Source organism: Mesorhizobium sp. P2_D5, assembly GCF_056404355.1.
Genome location: NZ_JBFUEE010000001.1, coordinates 305013 through 321228, shown reverse-complemented (window position 1 = coordinate 321228; position 16216 = coordinate 305013). Strand labels below are relative to the sequence as shown.

The window sequence follows — 16216 nt, the reverse complement described above, 5'->3', positions numbered from 1 at the left end:
CCCAAGGAGGGCAGCCATTACGATCTGCCGATCGCGCTTGGCCTGATGGCGGCACTGGGCGCCATTCCAGGCGACATGCTGGCCGGCTATGTCGTGCTTGGCGAATTGTCGCTCGACGGCACGATTGCCGCGGTGGCCGGCGCCTTGCCAGCGGCAATCGGCGCCAACGCCGAGGGCAAGGGCCTGATCTGCCCGTTCGCCTGCGGGCCGGAAGCGGCCTGGGCCGGCAAGGATTTTGACATTCTGGCACCACGCAGCCTGATTGCGATCGCCAATCATTTCCGCGGCACGCAGGTGCTGTCGCGCCCCGAAGCCGGCATCCACGCCTCGGCGCGCGACCTGCCAGACCTTGCCGACATCAAGGGCCAGGAGACCGCCAAGCGGGCGCTGGAAGTGGCCGCCGCCGGTGGACACAACCTTTTGATGATCGGACCGCCTGGATCGGGCAAGTCGATGCTGGCGCAGCGGCTGCCGTCGATCTTGCCACCGCTGGCGCCGAAGGAATTGCTCGAAGTCTCGATGATCGCCTCGGTGGCGGGAGAACTCGGCGAAGGCAAGCTGACCGACCGGCGGCCGTTCCGCGCGCCGCACCATTCGGCCTCGATGGCGGCGATGGTCGGGGGCGGCATCCGCGCCCGGCCGGGAGAAGTGTCGCTCGCCCATCACGGCGTACTGTTCCTCGACGAGTTTCCCGAATTCACGCCGCAGACGCTCGATGCACTGCGCCAGCCGCTGGAGACCGGCGACTGCATGATCGCGCGCGCCAACCATCGCGTCACCTATCCGGCGCGCATCCAGCTGGTCGCGGCGATGAACCCATGCCGCTGCGGCATGGCGGGTGAGCCGGGCTATCGCTGCCTGCGCGGCGAGCGCTGCCGCACCGATTATCAGGCGCGCATCTCGGGCCCGCTGCTCGACCGCATCGATCTCAGGATCGAGGTACCGGCGGTGTCGGCCAGCGACCTGATCCGGCCCGACCGGGCGGAGAAGAGTGCTTCCGTGGCGCTGCGCGTGGCGCGCGCCCGCACCATCCAGCGCGAGCGTTTCGAGCGGCTCGGCGTCAGCGCCACCACCAACGCGCATTGCGCGCCGGCGGTCATCGAGGAGATCGCCATGCCTGATGCCGCCGGCCTGTCGCTGCTCAAGGACGCGAGCGAAAAGCTCGCCTTTTCAGCGCGGGCCTATCATCGCGTACTGAAAGTGGCGCGCACACTGGCCGATCTCGACGCCAGCGAAACCGTCGGCCGCATCCATCTGGCCGAGGCGATTTCCTACCGCATGAGTTCGGAGCGCGTGGCGCAGGCGGCGTGACGCCTCCCTCGCCCTTAGTCTAAAGGGCTGGAAAAGCAAGCGGCGGCACCTTGCCCTTGGCTCTGATGAAACTTCGGCTCAGTCCGAGGCGCGTGCCTTCAGTTCCAGCCGCCGCGCGTGCAGCACCGGCTCGGTGTAGCCATTGGGCTGGATGCGGCCCTTGAACACCAAGTCGCAGGCCGCCTGGAAGGCGATGGAGTTGTCGAAGTCGGCCGCCATAGGCTGATAGAGCGGGTCGCCGACATTCTGCAGGTCGACGATGGCCGCCATGCGCCGCAGGGAATCCATCACCTGGATGCGCGAGCAGACGTCGTGGTGCAGCCAGTTGGCGATGTGCTGCGAGGAGATGCGCAGCGTGGCGCGGTCCTCCATCAGGCCGACATCGTTGATATCTGGCACTTTCGAACAGCCGACGCCCTGGTCGATCCAGCGCACGACATAGCCCAGGATGCCTTGCGCGTTGTTGTCGAGCTCACGCTGGATCTCGTCGGGAGTCCAGTTCGGCCGCACCGCGACCGGCACGGACAGGATATCGTCGAGCTTGGCCTTGGGCCGATTCTTCAGCGCCGCCTGCACGGCGCGGACATCGACCTTGTGGTAGTGCGTGGCATGCAGCGTGGCCGCCGTCGGCGACGGCACCCAGGCGGTGTTGGCGCCGGCCTTGGGGTGGGCGATCTTCTGTTCCAGCATCGCCGCCATCAAATCCGGCATCGCCCACATGCCCTTGCCGATCTGTGCGTGGCCGGCCAGCCCGCATTCGAGCCCGGTGTCGACATTCCAGGCCTCGTAGGCGGAAATCCAGGCGGCCTGCTTCATGTCGCCCTTGCGGATCATCGGGCCGGCTTCCATCGAGGTGTGGATCTCGTCGCCGGTGCGGTCGAGGAAGCCGGTGTTGATGAACACCACACGTTCCCTGGCGGCGCGGATGGCCTCCTTGAGGTTGACGGTGGTGCGCCGCTCCTCGTCCATGATGCCCATCTTGATGGTGTTCTTCGCCATGCCGAGCAGGGCTTCGACGCGGTCGAATATCTCGACAGCGAAGGCGACTTCCTCCGGCCCGTGCATCTTGGGCTTCACGACATACATCGAGCCGGCGCGGGAGTTGGCGCGGCGACCCTTCGGCGCGACATCGTGCAACGCGATCAACGCCGTCAGCGCCGCGTCCATGATGCCTTCCGGTACCTCGTTGCCGTCGCGATCCAGGATCGCCGGATTGGTCATCAGGTGGCCGACGTCCCTGACCAGCATCAGCGAGCGGCCGGGCACGGTCAGCGTGCCGCCGGCGGGCGCGGTGTAGGCGCGGTCGGGGTTGAGCTTGCGAATAAAACTCTTGCCGCCCTTGGTGATCTCTTCCGCCAAATCGCCCTTCATCAGGCCGAGCCAGTTGCGGTAGACGACGACCTTGTCCTCAGCATCCACCGCCGCGACCGAATCCTCGCAGTCCTGGATGGTGGTCAATGCCGATTCCAGGATGACATCGGCGATCCCCGCCGGATCGGTCCTGCCGATCTGGTTGTTGCGATCGATCACGATCTCGATGTGCAGGCCGTTCTTGACCAGGAGCACGGCTTCAGGGTTGGCGGCGTCGCCGCGATAGCCGGCGAATTGCTTGGTATTGGCGAGTGTCGTGACACCGGCACCCTCGCCCAGCCGCAGCATGCCGTTGATAAACGAAAGCCCGTTGACGCCCGCCCACTTGCCCGAGGTGAGCGGCACCGACTGGTCGAGGAAATCCTTAGCCCAGGCAACTACCTTGGCGCCGCGCGCCGGATTGAAGCTCTTGCCTTTCCCGGCGCCGTCGGTTTCGGGAATGGCGTCGGTGCCATAGAGCGCATCGTAGAGCGAACCCCAGCGCGCATTGGCGGCGTTGAGCGCGTAGCGGGCATTCATCACCGGCACGACCAGCTGAGGGCCGGCAACGACTGCGATTTCCGGATCGACATTTTCGGTGGACACGCTGAAGGCCGGCCCCTCGGGGACGAGATAGCCGATCTCCTTCAGGAAGGTCTTGTAGGCCTCCATGGCGATGGGCGCGCCATGGTCGCGATACCAGCCGTCGAGCTTCTCCTGCATGGCGTCGCGTTTTGCCAGCAGCGCCCGGTTCTTCGGCGCCAGGTCATGGACAATGACCGAGAAGCCGTTCCAGAAGTCGGCCGCTTCGATGCCGGTGCCGGGCAGCACCTCGCCAGCCACAAAATCATGCAGCTCGCGGGCAATCCGCAATCCGGCGATCTCGATGCGATCGGTCATCAGGCTTCTCCAGATGAAAGGCTTTGCGGGCCTTTGGCATGTCAGGTTTGCCGGGTCAATTCAGCTTAGGGTGAAGGGCGAGCATTTACATCGCTTCATACGGCGTGCGCGATTCAGGTCAGGCCGAGCCGAAAATGGTGGTTTCCCAGAACCGGAGCGGTGCGTACTTTTGGGTACGTGAGCACCGGAAGTGCAGGAAGCCGCCATTTGCAGGCCGGCCTGACCTGAATCTACACCGCAATCCTTGGCCTTCCCGAGGCGACCGCCACGACATGCGCCTCGATGAACATGCGCTGGGCTTCGACAGTGGAGACGCGGAATTCGGTCGCGACCTCGATCTCAGCATTGTCGGTGCCGGCATCCCTGGCGCGCTGGGCGACGATGGCGCGGACATCGGCTTCGGCTGCCGCGATCGCCGCCGCTTCATCGAGGAAATCGCGCACGGTTTCACCCGAGGCAAGTCGAAACAGCCCTTCCTTCGGCTGGCTGACCCGGGCCTCGGCCGAAACCCTGACCTGGCCGACGACGGCGCCGAGTGCGTTGGCGACGTCGGTGTCCTCCGGCACCACGCACTCATTGCCGATCAGCGGCGGCAGGCCGGCATAGTGCAGCGGCGCTGAAGCGCCGAGGCCGATGACCGGGCGGTCGAGCGCGACGCTCAGCCGGGCAATGCCGGGGTGAGAATCGACGGCGCGCTGCACCAGCGCATGCGCCACCGTCGACGCGCCATCGAGACCGTCCTCGGCAAAGGCGGTTTCGAGGATGTATTCCGCCGACCAGCGTGTCAGTGTCACCAGCACGCGCTCCGAGATCACCTCCGGCGATGCGGCGATGGGCTGGCCACGGCCGTCGCGCTTGCGCGCGAACAGTTCTGCGCCAAGGCGAGCGGCGGCCGGATCCCAGTTGGCCTGCTTGCCCAGCACATGGGCGGCGTCCGACGGCGTGAAGCCGGCGACATGCACCAGCCCGCGCGACACCAGCCGGTTCAAGGTCGCATTCTGCGCGTTGGAGGTCAAAAGCCTGTCGACGGCAAGCGGGACGGCCCTAATCGCCTCGTAGAGCCGCGCTTCGGCGCCGGTCAGTCCGGCGGCAAGCCGGTCCGGCACACCGGTGCGCACCGCAAAGCGGCCGTCCATGCGGCCGGGATTGGGCGCCCGCAATTGCCGTTCGAGTTCCGCGGTGACGGCGGCGCCATGGGCCATCCCCGCCAGCGCCAAGGGCACCAGGCGGCGCGGCCCGAGCAGGATTTTCGGGTTGAGCGCGCCATCCTCCAGCGCCACTTCGGAATCGCCGCCGAGGCCGAAGGTGCGCATGGCGACGGCCTCGACCATGGTGCGGAAGCCGCCGACGGTGGCACCTTCCGGGTCGAGCCGCGGCCGGCCCTTGTCGAGCACGGCGACGTCGGTGGTGGTGCCGCCGATGTCGGACACCATGGCATTGTCGAGCCCGGTCATGTGGCGGGCGCCGACGAGGCTGGCGGCGGGGCCGGACAGGATGGTCTCGATCGGCCGCTGGCGGGCAAACGCCGCCGACACCAGCGCACCGTCGCCGCGCACCACCATCAGGGGTGCGGCGATGCTGCGTTGTTCCAGAAACCCTTCGGTTGCCGCCACCAGCCGGTCGATCATCGAGATCAGCCGGGCGTTGAGCAGCGTCGTCAGCGCCCGGCGCGGGCCGCCGAGCTTGGCCGACAGCTCGTGGCTTGATGTGACCGGCAGGCCGGTCTTTTCGCGGATCAGCTCGCGGGTGGCGATCTCGTGCGCCGGATTGCGGGTCGCGAAATAAGCGCAAACGGCAAAGCCGGAGACCGACACGCCGAGTTCCGGCAGCGCTGCATCGAGCCCCGACAGGTCGAGCTTGGCCGCATTGCCATGCACATCATGACCGCCGGGGCAGAACACCACCGGGTCGGTGCCGAGTGCAGCCTTGAGCCCGTCACGGGCGAGGTCGGCCTCGGAAAAGCCGATCATCACCAACGCCACGCGGCCGCCCTGGCCCTCGACCAGCGCGTTGGTAGCAAGCGTCGTCGACATCGAGACCAGCTTGATCGCGGTCGGATCGGTGCCGGCCTTCTGCAGCACCGCATCGACCGCGCCGGAAATGCCGACGGCCAGGTCATGCCGCGTGGTCAGCGCCTTGGCCTTGGCCAGCACCTTGCCCTTGTTCGGCCCCTCTTGCTTACCTTCCGTTTCAGACCACAGCACGGCATCGGTGTAGGTGCCGCCGGTGTCGATCCCGAGGAACAGCGGCTTTGGCTTGGTCTTGGCGGTCATTTCTTATGGTCGTCCGGCTGGGTAAATTTGTTTCCCTGCCCTTAGCCGATACAGGGCGGCCGATAAAGACGCGAGCGCTGGGCCACGGTGGAGTTCGATCTCCCCCGCAAGGGATAGCAGCTCCGCTAAGGTTTCGAGATTCAGGTGAGGCCGAGCCGAAAATGGTGGATTCCGAGAACCGGAGCGGACCGTACTTTTCGTACGTGAGCACCGGAAGCGCAGGAAGCCGCCATTGGCAGGCCGGCCTCACCTGAATATCGACACCTTAGCCGACAAACCCCACCTTCTTGTGCGTGCCATCGCAAAACGGCTTGTTGGCCGAGTGGCCGCAGCGGCACAGGAACGCGACTGTCGTGCGGTCAACGGTGTGGCCGGTGCCGGTGACGATCTCCATATTGCCCTCGAGCTTGAGCGGGCCGTTTTTCGTCGGAGTGACCTTGAGCGGACCGTCGCGCTTTTCCAGCGCTGGCGTGTCCTTCAACGGCGGCTCGCCGGTGGCGGTGAAACCTGATTTGTTGTGGCTGCCGTCGCAGAACGGCTTGTTTTCCGAAGTGCCGCAGCGGCAGAGCGTGGCGCGATAGAACGTCTCGCCGTCGAGCACGATCTCGGCATGCACGGCCAGCGGACCGTTTTCCCGCAGGCGCACAGTGTTGACCACCGGCGGCTGTTCCTGCGGCCCGCCATCCTTCCTGATGTAGGTGATGGCGCCGGAGGGGCAGCTTTCGGCGATGGCGACGATCTTCTCGACGCTGGCCGCCTCGGGATGGATCCACTGCCCCGGCGCGTTGGGCACGAAAACATGCGGATCGCCGAGCACGCAGTTGCGCGAATGAATGCAGCGCTTGCCCGAGAACCCGACGTCAATCTTGTCGCTTTCGACCATACCGGCCATGGCTACGCTCCTGTTGCCTGAAGCGCGTCGCATCCAGACGGACAGACGCGGCGCGCTTTGGGTATTTGTGCAGGCAATGTTTTAACGCAATTCCCGTCGGAACCGCTTCACACTTTTTCTGGAATTGCTCTACGGCTCCAGTAGGAAAACCGTCAAGCTGGCAAACCGGTCAGGGGACCAGATCGATTTCCTCGGTCTCGCCGCCGCTGCAGGTATAGCAACAGTCCTCGCATTTTTCCTTGTTGCCGGGGCCGACGCCCCAATAGGTCTCCTCGTCGCCGTCGACCCAGGCGCCGTAACAGATCGATTCCCCTTCGTTGCAGGATATCGGCAAGGACTTGGTCTCGCCGTCATTGAGGTAGAAATCCTGGTTGTTGCCCGGCCAGACATAGTCGCGGTCCTGGCTGTAAAGCTCGAGGCGCATGGCATTGGGATGGCTGTTCTTGATGGCAAAGGTAACGTCGCCGGCATGTGCCGACGGCACGACCAGCATGACGAGAGACAGCGCGGCCAGCGTGCGGCGCGCGTAGGCATGAAACATGGTAACCCCCTGGAAAGACACGGCCTACCCGGCCGCGGGGCGACCATGGCACGCCGTGCGTGGCCGCTAAAGGGACGATTGCAACAATTCCGGACTGATTTTGGGGATATCGGAACTAAGGTACCAGATCGATCGTCTCGGTCGTGTGTTCCACGCAGATGAAGCAGCAGGTGTCGCAGGGCTGGTCGTTGTCCGGACCGACGCCGGCGGAGATGCTGTCGTTGCCGTTAACCCAGGCGCCGTAGCAGATGTGTTCGCCCTGATTGCAGGAGAGCGGCACCGATTTTTGCGAGGCGGGGTCGATCAGGAATACCTGATCGCTGCCCGGCCAGACCGTTTCGCGGTCGCGGCTAAACAGCTCGACCGCAACCGCTTCCTTGCGCAGGTTCTTGACGAAAAAGGCCATCTCGGCAGCCTCGGCCGAGGTGGTGAAGACCAAAGCAGCAAATGCAGCCATGCGAAACAGCGTCACGGTCTCGATCTCCCGAATCATGGCGCCAGAATCGCATGCCTGCCGGGAACTAGAAAGACGCAGGGTGCTCCGCCGCGATCTGCCGCCCCAGCCTCGTCACTTGACGCACCAGAAGGTCGAGATCCTCGCGCCGGGTGCGGTGGTTGGTGATCGCCACCCGCAGCCAGTGCTGGCCATGTACGGTGGTGTCGGAGAGTGCTGCAATGCCCTCTTCCTGCAGCCGCAGCATGATTTCGGTGTTGAGCGCCTTCGGCGCCTCACCGGCGAGCCCCGGCTGATAGCGGAAGCAGACGATGTTGATGGTCGGCAATGCTGCCAGCTCCAGCTCCGGCTCGGCCTCGATCAGCCCGGCGAGGTAACCCGCCTGCGCTATGTTCTGGTCGATCAGGCGTCCGAACTTGTCGGCTCCATGCTCCTTCAGCGCCATCCACACCTTGAGCGCGCGAAAACCGCGCGACGTCTGCAGGCCGTAGTCGTGCAGCCATTCGCCGGAGGCGAGACCGCGCGGGGTCGATTCCAGGTATTCCGGCGTCACCGCGAAGGTCTTGCGATGTGCGACGGCGTCCCTGACCAGGGCGCAGCCGACCTCGAATGGCGCGTGCAGCCATTTGTGCGGATCGAGCGCGACCGAATCGGCCCATTCGATGCCGGCGACGCGATGGGCATTTTCGGGTGCAATGGCGATCAGCGCGCCGATGCAGCCGTCGACATGGAACCAGAGGTCTTCCTCATGCGCCAGTTTGGCTAGCGCCCGCAGATCATCGATCGCCCCGGTGTTGACCGTGCCGGCCGTGCCGATGACGCAGGCCGGCTTGAATCCGGCCGCGCGGTCCTCGGCGATCGCTGCGCGCAAGGCAGCGATATCCATGCGCAGGCCGGCATCGGTCGGGATGCGGCGCAGCGCCCGGTTGCCGAGGCCGAGCGCTTCCATCGCCTTGCGGTGGCAGGAGTGGATCTGGTCCGAGCCGTAGAAGCGCAACGGCTTCTCGATGGCGGCAACGCCATGCTCGCGCACGTCGATGCCGGCCTTGACGTTGCGCGCCACGGTCAGCCCGATGATGTTGGCCATCGAGCCGCCGCTGACCAGCGTGCCGCCGGCGGAAGCCGGAAAACCCAGCATCTGCTTGCACCAGTTGACCACCTGGCTGTCCATCAGCCCGGCGGCGTGGTTGCCGCCGCCGAGATTGGAACCCTGGATTGCCGCCAAAAAATCGCCGAGCGCGCCAGCAAAATTGCTCGACCCCATGTACCAGGACCAGAAGCGCGGATGGATGTTGCCCATCGGATAGGACATCACAGTCCGGGAGACCTCGTCATAGACAGCGGCAAGGGGCGACGGCGATCGCGGCAGGGGTGCCGCGAAGACATCTCTCACATCCGCCGGCATCTCCCGCCATACCGGGCGGTCGCGCACGTCGCGCAGGTAATCGACCGCATCGTCGATGACCTGGTGCGACAGGGCCTGCACATCGGCCCAGTCCCGGGGGTCAAGCGTTTCCTCGGTCACGCCAAGGGTTTCTTGCGCCATGTCCATGATGGGTCTCCGTCAAGCCGCCGGGAACTGGCAGCCGGGCGTCGAGCGCGACAGGGCGATCTCGTCGGCATCCATCTCGGCCTCGATGCCGTCGAACAGCGGCGTCGACATGTAGCGTTCGCCGGTGTCGGGCAGCATGCACAGGATGACCGCGCCGGCCGGTGCCCGTTCGGCGACCTGCCGCGCCACCGCGAAGGTTGCGCCGCCGGAAATGCCGGTGAAGATGCCTTCCTGACGTGCCAGCGCCTTGGCCCATTTGATGCCCTCGGGCCCGGCAACCGGCATCACCTCGTCATAGAGGCTGGCGTCGATCGCTTCCTGCAGCACGTTGGGGATGAAGTCCGGCGTCCAGCCCTGGATCGGGTGCGGCTCGAAGGCCGGGTGGGTGGCGGCGGGAGCGCCGTCGGCACCGCGCTGCTGCGCCTTGCCGCTGCCGATGAGCTGCGCGTTGGCCGGCTCGGAGAGCACGATGCGTGTCTCCGGCCGTTCCCGCCGCAGCACGCGCGCCACGCCGACGACAGTGCCGCCGGTGCCATAGCCGGTGACGAAGCCGTCGAGCCGCGAACCGGCAAAATCATTGATGATCTCGCGCGCCGTGGTCGCCTCGTGGATGGCGGCATTGGCCGCCGTTTCGAACTGGCGAGCGAGGAACCAGCCATTGGCCTCGGCCAGTTCCACGGCCTTTTTGTACATGCCAAAGCCCTTCTCGGCGCGCGGTGTCAGCACCACCTTGGCGCCCAGCATGCGCATCAGCTTGCGGCGCTCGACCGAAAAACTGTCGGCCATGGTGACAACCAGCGGATAGCCCTTCTGCGCACAGACCATGGCCAGCCCGATGCCGGTGTTGCCGCTGGTCGCCTCGACCACCGTCTGGCCCGGCTTCAGCGCGCCGCTGCGCTCGCCCGCTTCGATGATGTTGAGTGCCAGGCGGTCCTTCACCGAGGCGCCCGGATTGAAGAATTCGGCCTTCACATAGATCGTCGCATGGGCCGGCGAGAGATTGTTGATACGCACCACCGGCGTGTCGCCGACGGTGTCGAGAATGCTGTCGAACAGGCGGCCGCGGCCGGCGGTGGTCCTGATTTTCTGCTTCTGCAACATCTTTTTATCTCCTCGATCGTTTGCCATCACAAGCCGGTTACAAACCGGCGGGTTGGGCGGCGAGGTTTCGAGACCTGGCCGCGCTAGGACAGACATGCCGGCATTGCGGCAATGGCGGCATCCGGCACGGGAATACGCCGCCGGATGCGCTTTGTCGGTTTCGGTGATACAGCAAGGGCCGACAGGCCAGCGTGGGAGCAGGCGTGGAAACGCACGTGGAATCCACCCGATCGAGACTGGACGGCCAAGCGACCGGCCTGTCCGTGCGCCTGCTTGGAACGCTGACGATCTCCCGCAACGGCGTTGCGGTGGCGCTGCCGGCCTCACGCAAGCTGCGCGCGCTGTTTGCCTATCTGGCGCTGGCGCCGCACGCCGTCGGCCGCAGTCGCCTGTGCGAGCTGTTGTGGGACGTGCCCAACGACCCCCGCGGCGAGCTGCGCTGGTGCCTCAGCAAGCTGCGCGGCGCGCTCGACGAGCCGGACAGGCGCCGTGTCTCCACGCAAGGCGACACGGTCGCGCTTGACCTCAGCGATTGCCTGGTCGATACGCTGGAGGTCAGCCACGCTGCGGAGCAAGGGATCGGCACCCTCGATGCGGAGCGGCTAGGGGCGCTGGCCAAACTGTTCGCCGGCGATTTCCTCGACGGGCTGGAGCTCGAACGCAGCCCGCATTTCAACAGCTGGCTGGTCGCTCAACGCCGCCGTTTTCACTCATGCCACGTCGCCGTGCTGGAGCATCTTGTCGCAAACCATCCGGCTGACACCCCGGATGTGTCCGCGCATCTCGACAAATGGGTCGAACTGGCGCCGTTCGACACGCGCGCGCATCTGGCGTTGCTGGCCAATCTGGCGGAGCACGGTGAGATCGGCGCGGCCGAGCAGCATCTGGCGGCGGCAGAACAGTTATTTCAGTCGGAGGCGATCGATTTCGGACCGGTCAATGCCGCCTGGCGGGTGATGCGTGAGCAACGGCCAGCCGTCTTGCAGCTGCCGGCCGGCCTGTCCGCGGTATCGCAATTGGTCGCCTCACCCGGCCATACGGGCCCGGTCGAGCCGAGCCATGCTTCGCTCGCCGTCATGCCGTTTGTCGAGGAAACCGGCGGCGCGCGCGGCGGGCTTGCCGACGGTTTTACCCACGACATCATCACCCGCCTGGCGAAGCTCAGGGATTTCTTCGTCATCGCGCGCGGATCGGTGTTTGCGCTGGCCGAGAAGAACATCGCACCCGAGGATGCCGGCCGCCGGCTGAATGTCGACTATGTCGCCACCGGCACGGTGCGCAGCCCTCCCGGCCGCCTCATCGTCAGCGTCGAACTCATCGAGGTGCGCACGGCCAGGATCGTCTGGGCCGAGACGTTCGAGCGCCGGTCCGACGACATCTTCGGCTTGCTCGACGATATCGGCAACAGCATCGTCTCGTCGATATCGGCCGAGATCGAAACGGTCGAGCGCAACCGCGCCATGCTCAAGGCGCCCAATTCGCTCAACGCCTGGGAGGCCTATCACCGCGGTCTCTGGCACATGTACCGCTTCACGCAGGTCGAAAACGAGCAGGCAAGGCATTTCTTCGACATGGCCTTGCGGCTCGATCCGACCTTTGCCCGCGCCTATGCCGGCCTGTCCTTCACGCATTGGCAGAATGCCTTCCAGCGCTGGGGCGACCGCGACCGGGAAAGCGCGCTGGCCTTCGAGAGCGCCGGCCACAGCCTGTTGGTCGACGACCACAATCCGGCCGCGCATTGGGCGATGGGCCGGGCGCTGTGGCTGCGCGGCGAACAGGACGGTTCGCTGCTCGAATTGGAACGGGCGGTGGACCTCAGCCCCAACTTCGCGCTTGGCCATTACGCGCTGTCCTTCGTCCACTCGCAGTCGGGCGACCCGCAAGCGGCGATCGGCTCGTCCGACCATTCGCGCCATCTCAGCCCGTTCGACCCGCTGCTGTTCGGCATGCTGGGGGCGCGGGCGATGGCGCATGTCCGGCTCGGCCAGTTCGATGAGGCGGCCGAATGGGCGCTGAAGGCAGCGGCACGACCCAACGCTCACGCCATCATCCTGGCGATCGCCGCACACTGCCTGGCGCTGGCGGGCCGGCTTGACGAGGCGCAGGGCTTTGCCGCCGCCATCCGCAAGACCTTGCCGAACTATTCAAGCGACGATTTCATCGGCACCTTCCGCTTCGATCCGGATGCCGCGGCACTGTTCCGGCAAGGCGCCAGACGCCTCGGGCTGGGCTGAAGCCGGGGATCATGGCCCGGAACTTCGCCTCAATTCCGCCGGGTTAACAAAGTCGGAAGGAGTTGCTTAACCGTTCCCGGCTATGTCACGCCCGGGGGGTCTGACAAAGTGAGTATGATGAGCAACAGCCCCGACAAGCGCAACGAATGGCGCGCCATCTTCTACGTGCAAGCCCGCGTTGCCATCCTGTTCGTGCCGGTTGTGGCCAGCCTGCTGATCATAGCGGCTCTTGCCGGCAACGAACGCAAATCCGTTCCCAGCACGATCGACCCGACCGTCACCGGCTCCGTGCGATAGAGAGGCCGCTGGCTGTTTCCCTCTTGGCGAGAGCGCCGTCTTTGGCTGGGAACGCTATGCTGCGTCGAACATTGTGTTTCCAGCGATGGAGGACATGATGACGAGAGCTCTCGACGTGAATGAGAACACCGCGCAAAATCCCAAGCGCCTGCCGCAGCCGCGGCCCGATGACGACCTGAAGAAAAAGAAGGTTGAAGGCATAGCCTTCCAGGTGAACGAGAACAGCGTGGACAACCGGGAGCCCGCCTCTGCATCGCCAAAGCGAGGTTGAGCGCGAAATCCGGTCCCCTGACGATCAGGCAAGAGCCCGGGAGAACCGGGCTTTTTCCTTTTGGGGCTCCAGCCCCTCGGCGCTGGCTCAATAGAATCGCGGGATCGGACCGTTCTGCGGCGTGGTGCGGTCGCCGAGGTCGAGAAAGGCCTCGTCGATGTAACACCAGCCCCAGCCTTCCGGCGGATCATAGCCCTCGATGATCGGATGACGGGTGGCGTGAAAATGCTTGGTGGCGTGACGGTTGGGCGAGTCGTCGCAGCAGCCGACATGGCCGCAGGTGCGGCATAGCCGCAGGTGCACCCATTGCGAACCGCTCTTCAGGCATTCCTCGCAGCCGAGCGCGCTCGGCGTCACGTCCTTGATCTCAGCCGCATGTCTGCATTCATCCGCCATCACACTCTCCCGACCAATTGAGGCGCGACGGCGTGGCTGCCGTCTTGCGCTAGATAGGCGTGCAACGCCGCCACCACCTGGGCACCCTCGCCGACGGCCGCCGCGACGCGCTTGACCGAGCCGGCGCGGACGTCGCCGATGGCAAACACCCCGCTGCGGCTCGTCTCCATCACCCCATGCGCCGATCCCAGGTCGGATCCGGTGCGCACGAAACCGTTGGCATCCAGGGCCACGTTGCAGTGCGCCAGCCAGTCCGTATTCGGGTCGGCGCCGATGAACAGGAAGAGATGGCGGATCGGGCGCGTCGTTTCCACGCCGCTGGCGCGGTTGCGCCACCGCACGGTGGCAAGATTGCCTTCGTCGCCTTCCAGCGCTTGGACCTCGGTCCCGGTCAGCACCTCGATGTTCGGCTGCGCCTTGATGCGCTCGACCAGATAGCGCGACATGCTGGCATCGAGGCTGCCGCCGCGCGCCAGCAGCGCCACCTTGTGCACGTGGCTGGCCAGGTAGACAGCCGCCTGTCCGGCCGAATTGCCGGCACCGACCAGCGCCACCTCCTGGCCCTGGCAAAGCCGCGCCTCGATCGGCGAGGCCCAATAGTGCACACACGTCCCCTCGAACCGCGCCAGATTGGCGACATCGAGGCGGCGGTAGCGCGCACCGCTGGCGATCACCACGGTGCGCGTCCGCACGGTCTCACCATCGCCGACATCAAGCGTGTAACGGGCACCGTCGGTCCCAGCGCTCAGCAGCTTCGCCTCGTCGGGTATCACCATTTCAACGCCGAATTTCTGCGCCTGGTTGTAGGCGCGCGCCATCAGCGCCATGCCCGAAATGCCGGTCGGAAAACCGAGATAGTTCTCGATGCGCGAGGAGGCGCCGGCCTGCCCACCGAAGGCCCGGCAATCGAGGACGATGGTCGACAGACCTTCGGACGCCGCATAAACGGCCGCCGCCAGCCCCGCCGGCCCAGCGCCGACGATGGCGACGTCGTACAATTTGTCGGCATCGATCGGCCGCAGCAGGCCGATGCAGCGGGCGAGGTCCTTCTCGCCGGGATTGAGCAGCAGCCGGCCGCTCGGACACAGCACGATCGGCAGATGGTGGAGGTCGACATCGAAGCGCTCGACCAGGGTTTTGGCGCAGGGGTCGCTGTCGGAGTCGAGCACGCGGTGCGGCTGGCCGCTGCGGGCCAGGAATCCCTGCAGCCGCAAGACGTCGGCATTGCCGACGGGTCCGATGATGATCGGCCCGCTGGTTGCGCTTTCCAGCAGCCCGACACGGCGCAGGATCAGCGCCCGCATGATGCGCTCGCCGAGATTGGCCTCCTGCACCATCAGGTCGCGCAGCCTCTGCGAGGCTATGACGAACGCCTTCACCGGCTCGGCAGCCTGCGCATCCACCAGCGACGGACGGGCAGAAAGCTGGGCCAGTTCGCCGACGAAGCTGCCCGGACCATGCGTCACGATCGTTTCACGACGGCCGAGCCCGCTATCTTGGATGATGTCGACCTTGCCCGACAGGACGACGATCAGGCCGGGCGCCACATCGCCGGCCGTGACGATGTACTCGCCGGCGACATAGGTGCTGGCCTCGCCGAACCGGCGCATGCGATCGATGTCGGCTTCAGCCAACGTGGGAAACGCCTGATCGCGACGGGCGCCTAAGATCGGGTTGGTGGTTTGAGTCATGGTTTCGACCGTACCGAAGCGGTCGCAGAGTTTGAAGCGGTTTGTTCAGCGCCTAGCCGGGAGGAGAGGTTGGCGGCAAAGAAAAAGCCCGGACGAACCGGGCTTTTCCTTTGGGTCTCTGAACCGTCGAATGGTTCGAAACGGGAATTTGGTGCCCAGAAGAGGACTCGAACCTCCACTCCTTGCGGAACACGGACCTGAACCGTGCGCGTCTACCAATTCCGCCATCTGGGCTGGTGCGGGCTCATGTAAGCGGGCAAGCGATGTGTGTCAACGCGGTTTTTTAAGCCATTGCTCGCTTGCCGGCTTAAGGAGCCCTCAGTTCTCCAGGACTTCCTTGGAAGCCACCGTCGAATCCGCGTTAAGCGTGTAGATGACCGGCACGCCGGTGCCGAGTTCCAGCTTGACGATCTCCTCGCCGGACTTGCCGTCCAGCGCCATGATCAGCGCGCGCAGCGAGTTGCCGTGCGCGGCGACCAGCACGGTGCCGCCGCGCAGCACGTGCGGCTGCAGGTCGTGCAGGTAGTAGGGCCAGACACGCGCGCCGGTGTCCTTCAGGCTTTCGCCGGCGGGCGGCGGCACGTCGTAGGAGCGGCGCCAGATATGCACTTGCTCCTCGCCCCATTTCTTGCGGGCATCGTCCTTGTTGAGGCCGGACAGGTCGCCATAGTCACGCTCGTTCAGCGCCTGGTCGCGGATGGTCGTCAGATCGCTCTGGTCGACGGCGTCGAGAATGTGCTGGCAGGTTTTTTGCGCCCGGATCAGCGCCGAGGTGAAGGCGATGTCGAACTTCAGGCCGCGCGCCTTGAGTTTTTGGCCGGCGGCCTTGGCCTCGGCGTGGCCCAGTTCGGTCAGGTCGACGTCGCGCCATCCGGTGAACAGGTTCTTCAGGTTCCATTCGCTCTGGCCGTGGCGTACGAGCACGAGGGTTCTCGACATGTTTGCTCCTTCAA

Annotated in this window: 13 protein-coding genes, 1 tRNA gene and 1 pseudogene; 4 read left to right on the top strand and 11 right to left on the bottom strand. The window is 65.5% G+C overall.

The features are described from left to right. Positions 1-1311: pseudogene (locus AC1DYW_RS01560) on the top strand (YifB family Mg chelatase-like AAA ATPase); the annotation flags it as partial. Between the two features lie 78 nt (positions 1312-1389). On the opposite strand, the gene AC1DYW_RS01555 reads toward AC1DYW_RS01560, so the two are convergent. The 7 genes from AC1DYW_RS01555 to AC1DYW_RS01525 form a co-directional block, all read right to left on the bottom strand. Continuing rightward, complete coding sequence (locus AC1DYW_RS01555) at positions 1390-3561, bottom strand: malate synthase G (RefSeq protein WP_477224879.1); 2172 nt, start codon at positions 3559-3561, stop codon at positions 1390-1392. Between the two features lie 230 nt (positions 3562-3791). Next, positions 3792-5834: a hydantoinase/oxoprolinase N-terminal domain-containing protein gene (locus AC1DYW_RS01550; protein ID WP_477224878.1), complete on the bottom strand. Its 2043-nt coding sequence runs from the start codon at positions 5832-5834 to the stop codon at positions 3792-3794. Between the two features lie 265 nt (positions 5835-6099). Next, positions 6100-6726 (bottom strand): CDGSH iron-sulfur domain-containing protein, encoded by a 627-nt coding sequence (locus tag AC1DYW_RS01545; protein WP_477224877.1) that lies wholly within the window; start codon positions 6724-6726, stop codon positions 6100-6102. Positions 6727-6895: 169 nt separating this feature from the next. Next, a complete protein-coding gene (locus AC1DYW_RS01540; protein ID WP_095083724.1) occupies positions 6896-7267 on the bottom strand; it encodes a hypothetical protein in 372 nt (123 codons plus the stop codon). Positions 7268-7382: 115 nt separating this feature from the next. After that, complete coding sequence (locus tag AC1DYW_RS01535) at positions 7383-7739, bottom strand: hypothetical protein (RefSeq protein WP_477224876.1); 357 nt, start codon at positions 7737-7739, stop codon at positions 7383-7385. A gap of 49 nt (positions 7740-7788) precedes the next feature. Then, positions 7789-9273: a pyridoxal phosphate-dependent decarboxylase family protein gene (locus AC1DYW_RS01530; protein ID WP_477224875.1), complete on the bottom strand. Its 1485-nt coding sequence runs from the start codon at positions 9271-9273 to the stop codon at positions 7789-7791. Positions 9274-9285: 12 nt separating this feature from the next. Then, positions 9286-10374, bottom strand: a complete 1089-nt coding sequence (locus AC1DYW_RS01525; RefSeq protein ID WP_477224874.1) for a PLP-dependent cysteine synthase family protein — start codon at positions 10372-10374, stop codon at positions 9286-9288. Positions 10375-10589: 215 nt separating this feature from the next. Here AC1DYW_RS01525 and AC1DYW_RS01520 point away from each other — a divergent pair, with 215 nt between their 5' ends. From AC1DYW_RS01520 to AC1DYW_RS01510, 3 genes are all read left to right on the top strand, one after another. Continuing rightward, positions 10590-12608, top strand: a complete 2019-nt coding sequence (locus AC1DYW_RS01520) for a transcriptional regulator (RefSeq protein WP_477224873.1) — start codon at positions 10590-10592, stop codon at positions 12606-12608. A 117-nt stretch (positions 12609-12725) separates the two neighbouring features. After that, positions 12726-12905 (top strand): hypothetical protein, encoded by a 180-nt coding sequence (locus AC1DYW_RS01515; protein ID WP_164548818.1) that lies wholly within the window; start codon positions 12726-12728, stop codon positions 12903-12905. 97 nt (positions 12906-13002) lie between these two features. After that, a complete protein-coding gene (locus AC1DYW_RS01510; protein ID WP_477224872.1) occupies positions 13003-13176 on the top strand; it encodes a hypothetical protein in 174 nt (57 codons plus the stop codon). Between the two features lie 87 nt (positions 13177-13263). Here the strand turns inward: AC1DYW_RS01510 and AC1DYW_RS01505 are convergent, their stop codons facing one another. The 4 genes from AC1DYW_RS01505 to AC1DYW_RS01490 form a co-directional block, all read right to left on the bottom strand. After that, complete coding sequence (locus AC1DYW_RS01505; protein WP_095083735.1) at positions 13264-13572, bottom strand: UBP-type zinc finger domain-containing protein; 309 nt, start codon at positions 13570-13572, stop codon at positions 13264-13266. After that, positions 13572-15263: an FAD-dependent oxidoreductase gene (locus AC1DYW_RS01500; RefSeq protein WP_477224871.1), complete on the bottom strand. Its 1692-nt coding sequence runs from the start codon at positions 15261-15263 to the stop codon at positions 13572-13574. The genes AC1DYW_RS01505 and AC1DYW_RS01500 overlap by 1 nt, the downstream gene beginning before the upstream one ends. A gap of 149 nt (positions 15264-15412) precedes the next feature. Next, positions 15413-15497 (bottom strand) — tRNA-Leu (locus AC1DYW_RS01495). 84 nt (positions 15498-15581) lie between these two features. Continuing rightward, a complete protein-coding gene (locus tag AC1DYW_RS01490) occupies positions 15582-16202 on the bottom strand; it encodes a 2,3-bisphosphoglycerate-dependent phosphoglycerate mutase (protein ID WP_477224870.1) in 621 nt (206 codons plus the stop codon). Positions 16203-16216: the final 14 nt, after the last annotated feature.

What these genes read in the sequence shown, in the direction of transcription:
- AC1DYW_RS01555 (WP_477224879.1), bottom strand. Translation starts at nt 3,561, where the DNA reads ATGACCGATCGCATCGAGATCGCCGGATTGCGGATTGCCCGCGAGCTG.
- AC1DYW_RS01550 (WP_477224878.1), bottom strand. Translation starts at nt 5,834, where the DNA reads ATGACCGCCAAGACCAAGCCAAAGCCGCTGTTCCTCGGGATCGACACC.
- AC1DYW_RS01545 (WP_477224877.1), bottom strand. Translation starts at nt 6,726, where the DNA reads ATGGCCGGTATGGTCGAAAGCGACAAGATTGACGTCGGGTTCTCGGGC.
- AC1DYW_RS01540 (WP_095083724.1), bottom strand. Translation starts at nt 7,267, where the DNA reads ATGTTTCATGCCTACGCGCGCCGCACGCTGGCCGCGCTGTCTCTCGTC.
- AC1DYW_RS01530 (WP_477224875.1), bottom strand. Translation starts at nt 9,273, where the DNA reads ATGGACATGGCGCAAGAAACCCTTGGCGTGACCGAGGAAACGCTTGAC.
- AC1DYW_RS01525 (WP_477224874.1), bottom strand. Translation starts at nt 10,374, where the DNA reads ATGTTGCAGAAGCAGAAAATCAGGACCACCGCCGGCCGCGGCCGCCTG.
- AC1DYW_RS01515 (WP_164548818.1), top strand. Translation starts at nt 12,726, where the DNA reads ATGAGCAACAGCCCCGACAAGCGCAACGAATGGCGCGCCATCTTCTAC.
- AC1DYW_RS01510 (WP_477224872.1), top strand. Translation starts at nt 13,003, where the DNA reads ATGACGAGAGCTCTCGACGTGAATGAGAACACCGCGCAAAATCCCAAG.
- AC1DYW_RS01505 (WP_095083735.1), bottom strand. Translation starts at nt 13,572, where the DNA reads ATGGCGGATGAATGCAGACATGCGGCTGAGATCAAGGACGTGACGCCG.
- AC1DYW_RS01500 (WP_477224871.1), bottom strand. Translation starts at nt 15,263, where the DNA reads ATGACTCAAACCACCAACCCGATCTTAGGCGCCCGTCGCGATCAGGCG.
- AC1DYW_RS01490 (WP_477224870.1), bottom strand. Translation starts at nt 16,202, where the DNA reads ATGTCGAGAACCCTCGTGCTCGTACGCCACGGCCAGAGCGAATGGAAC.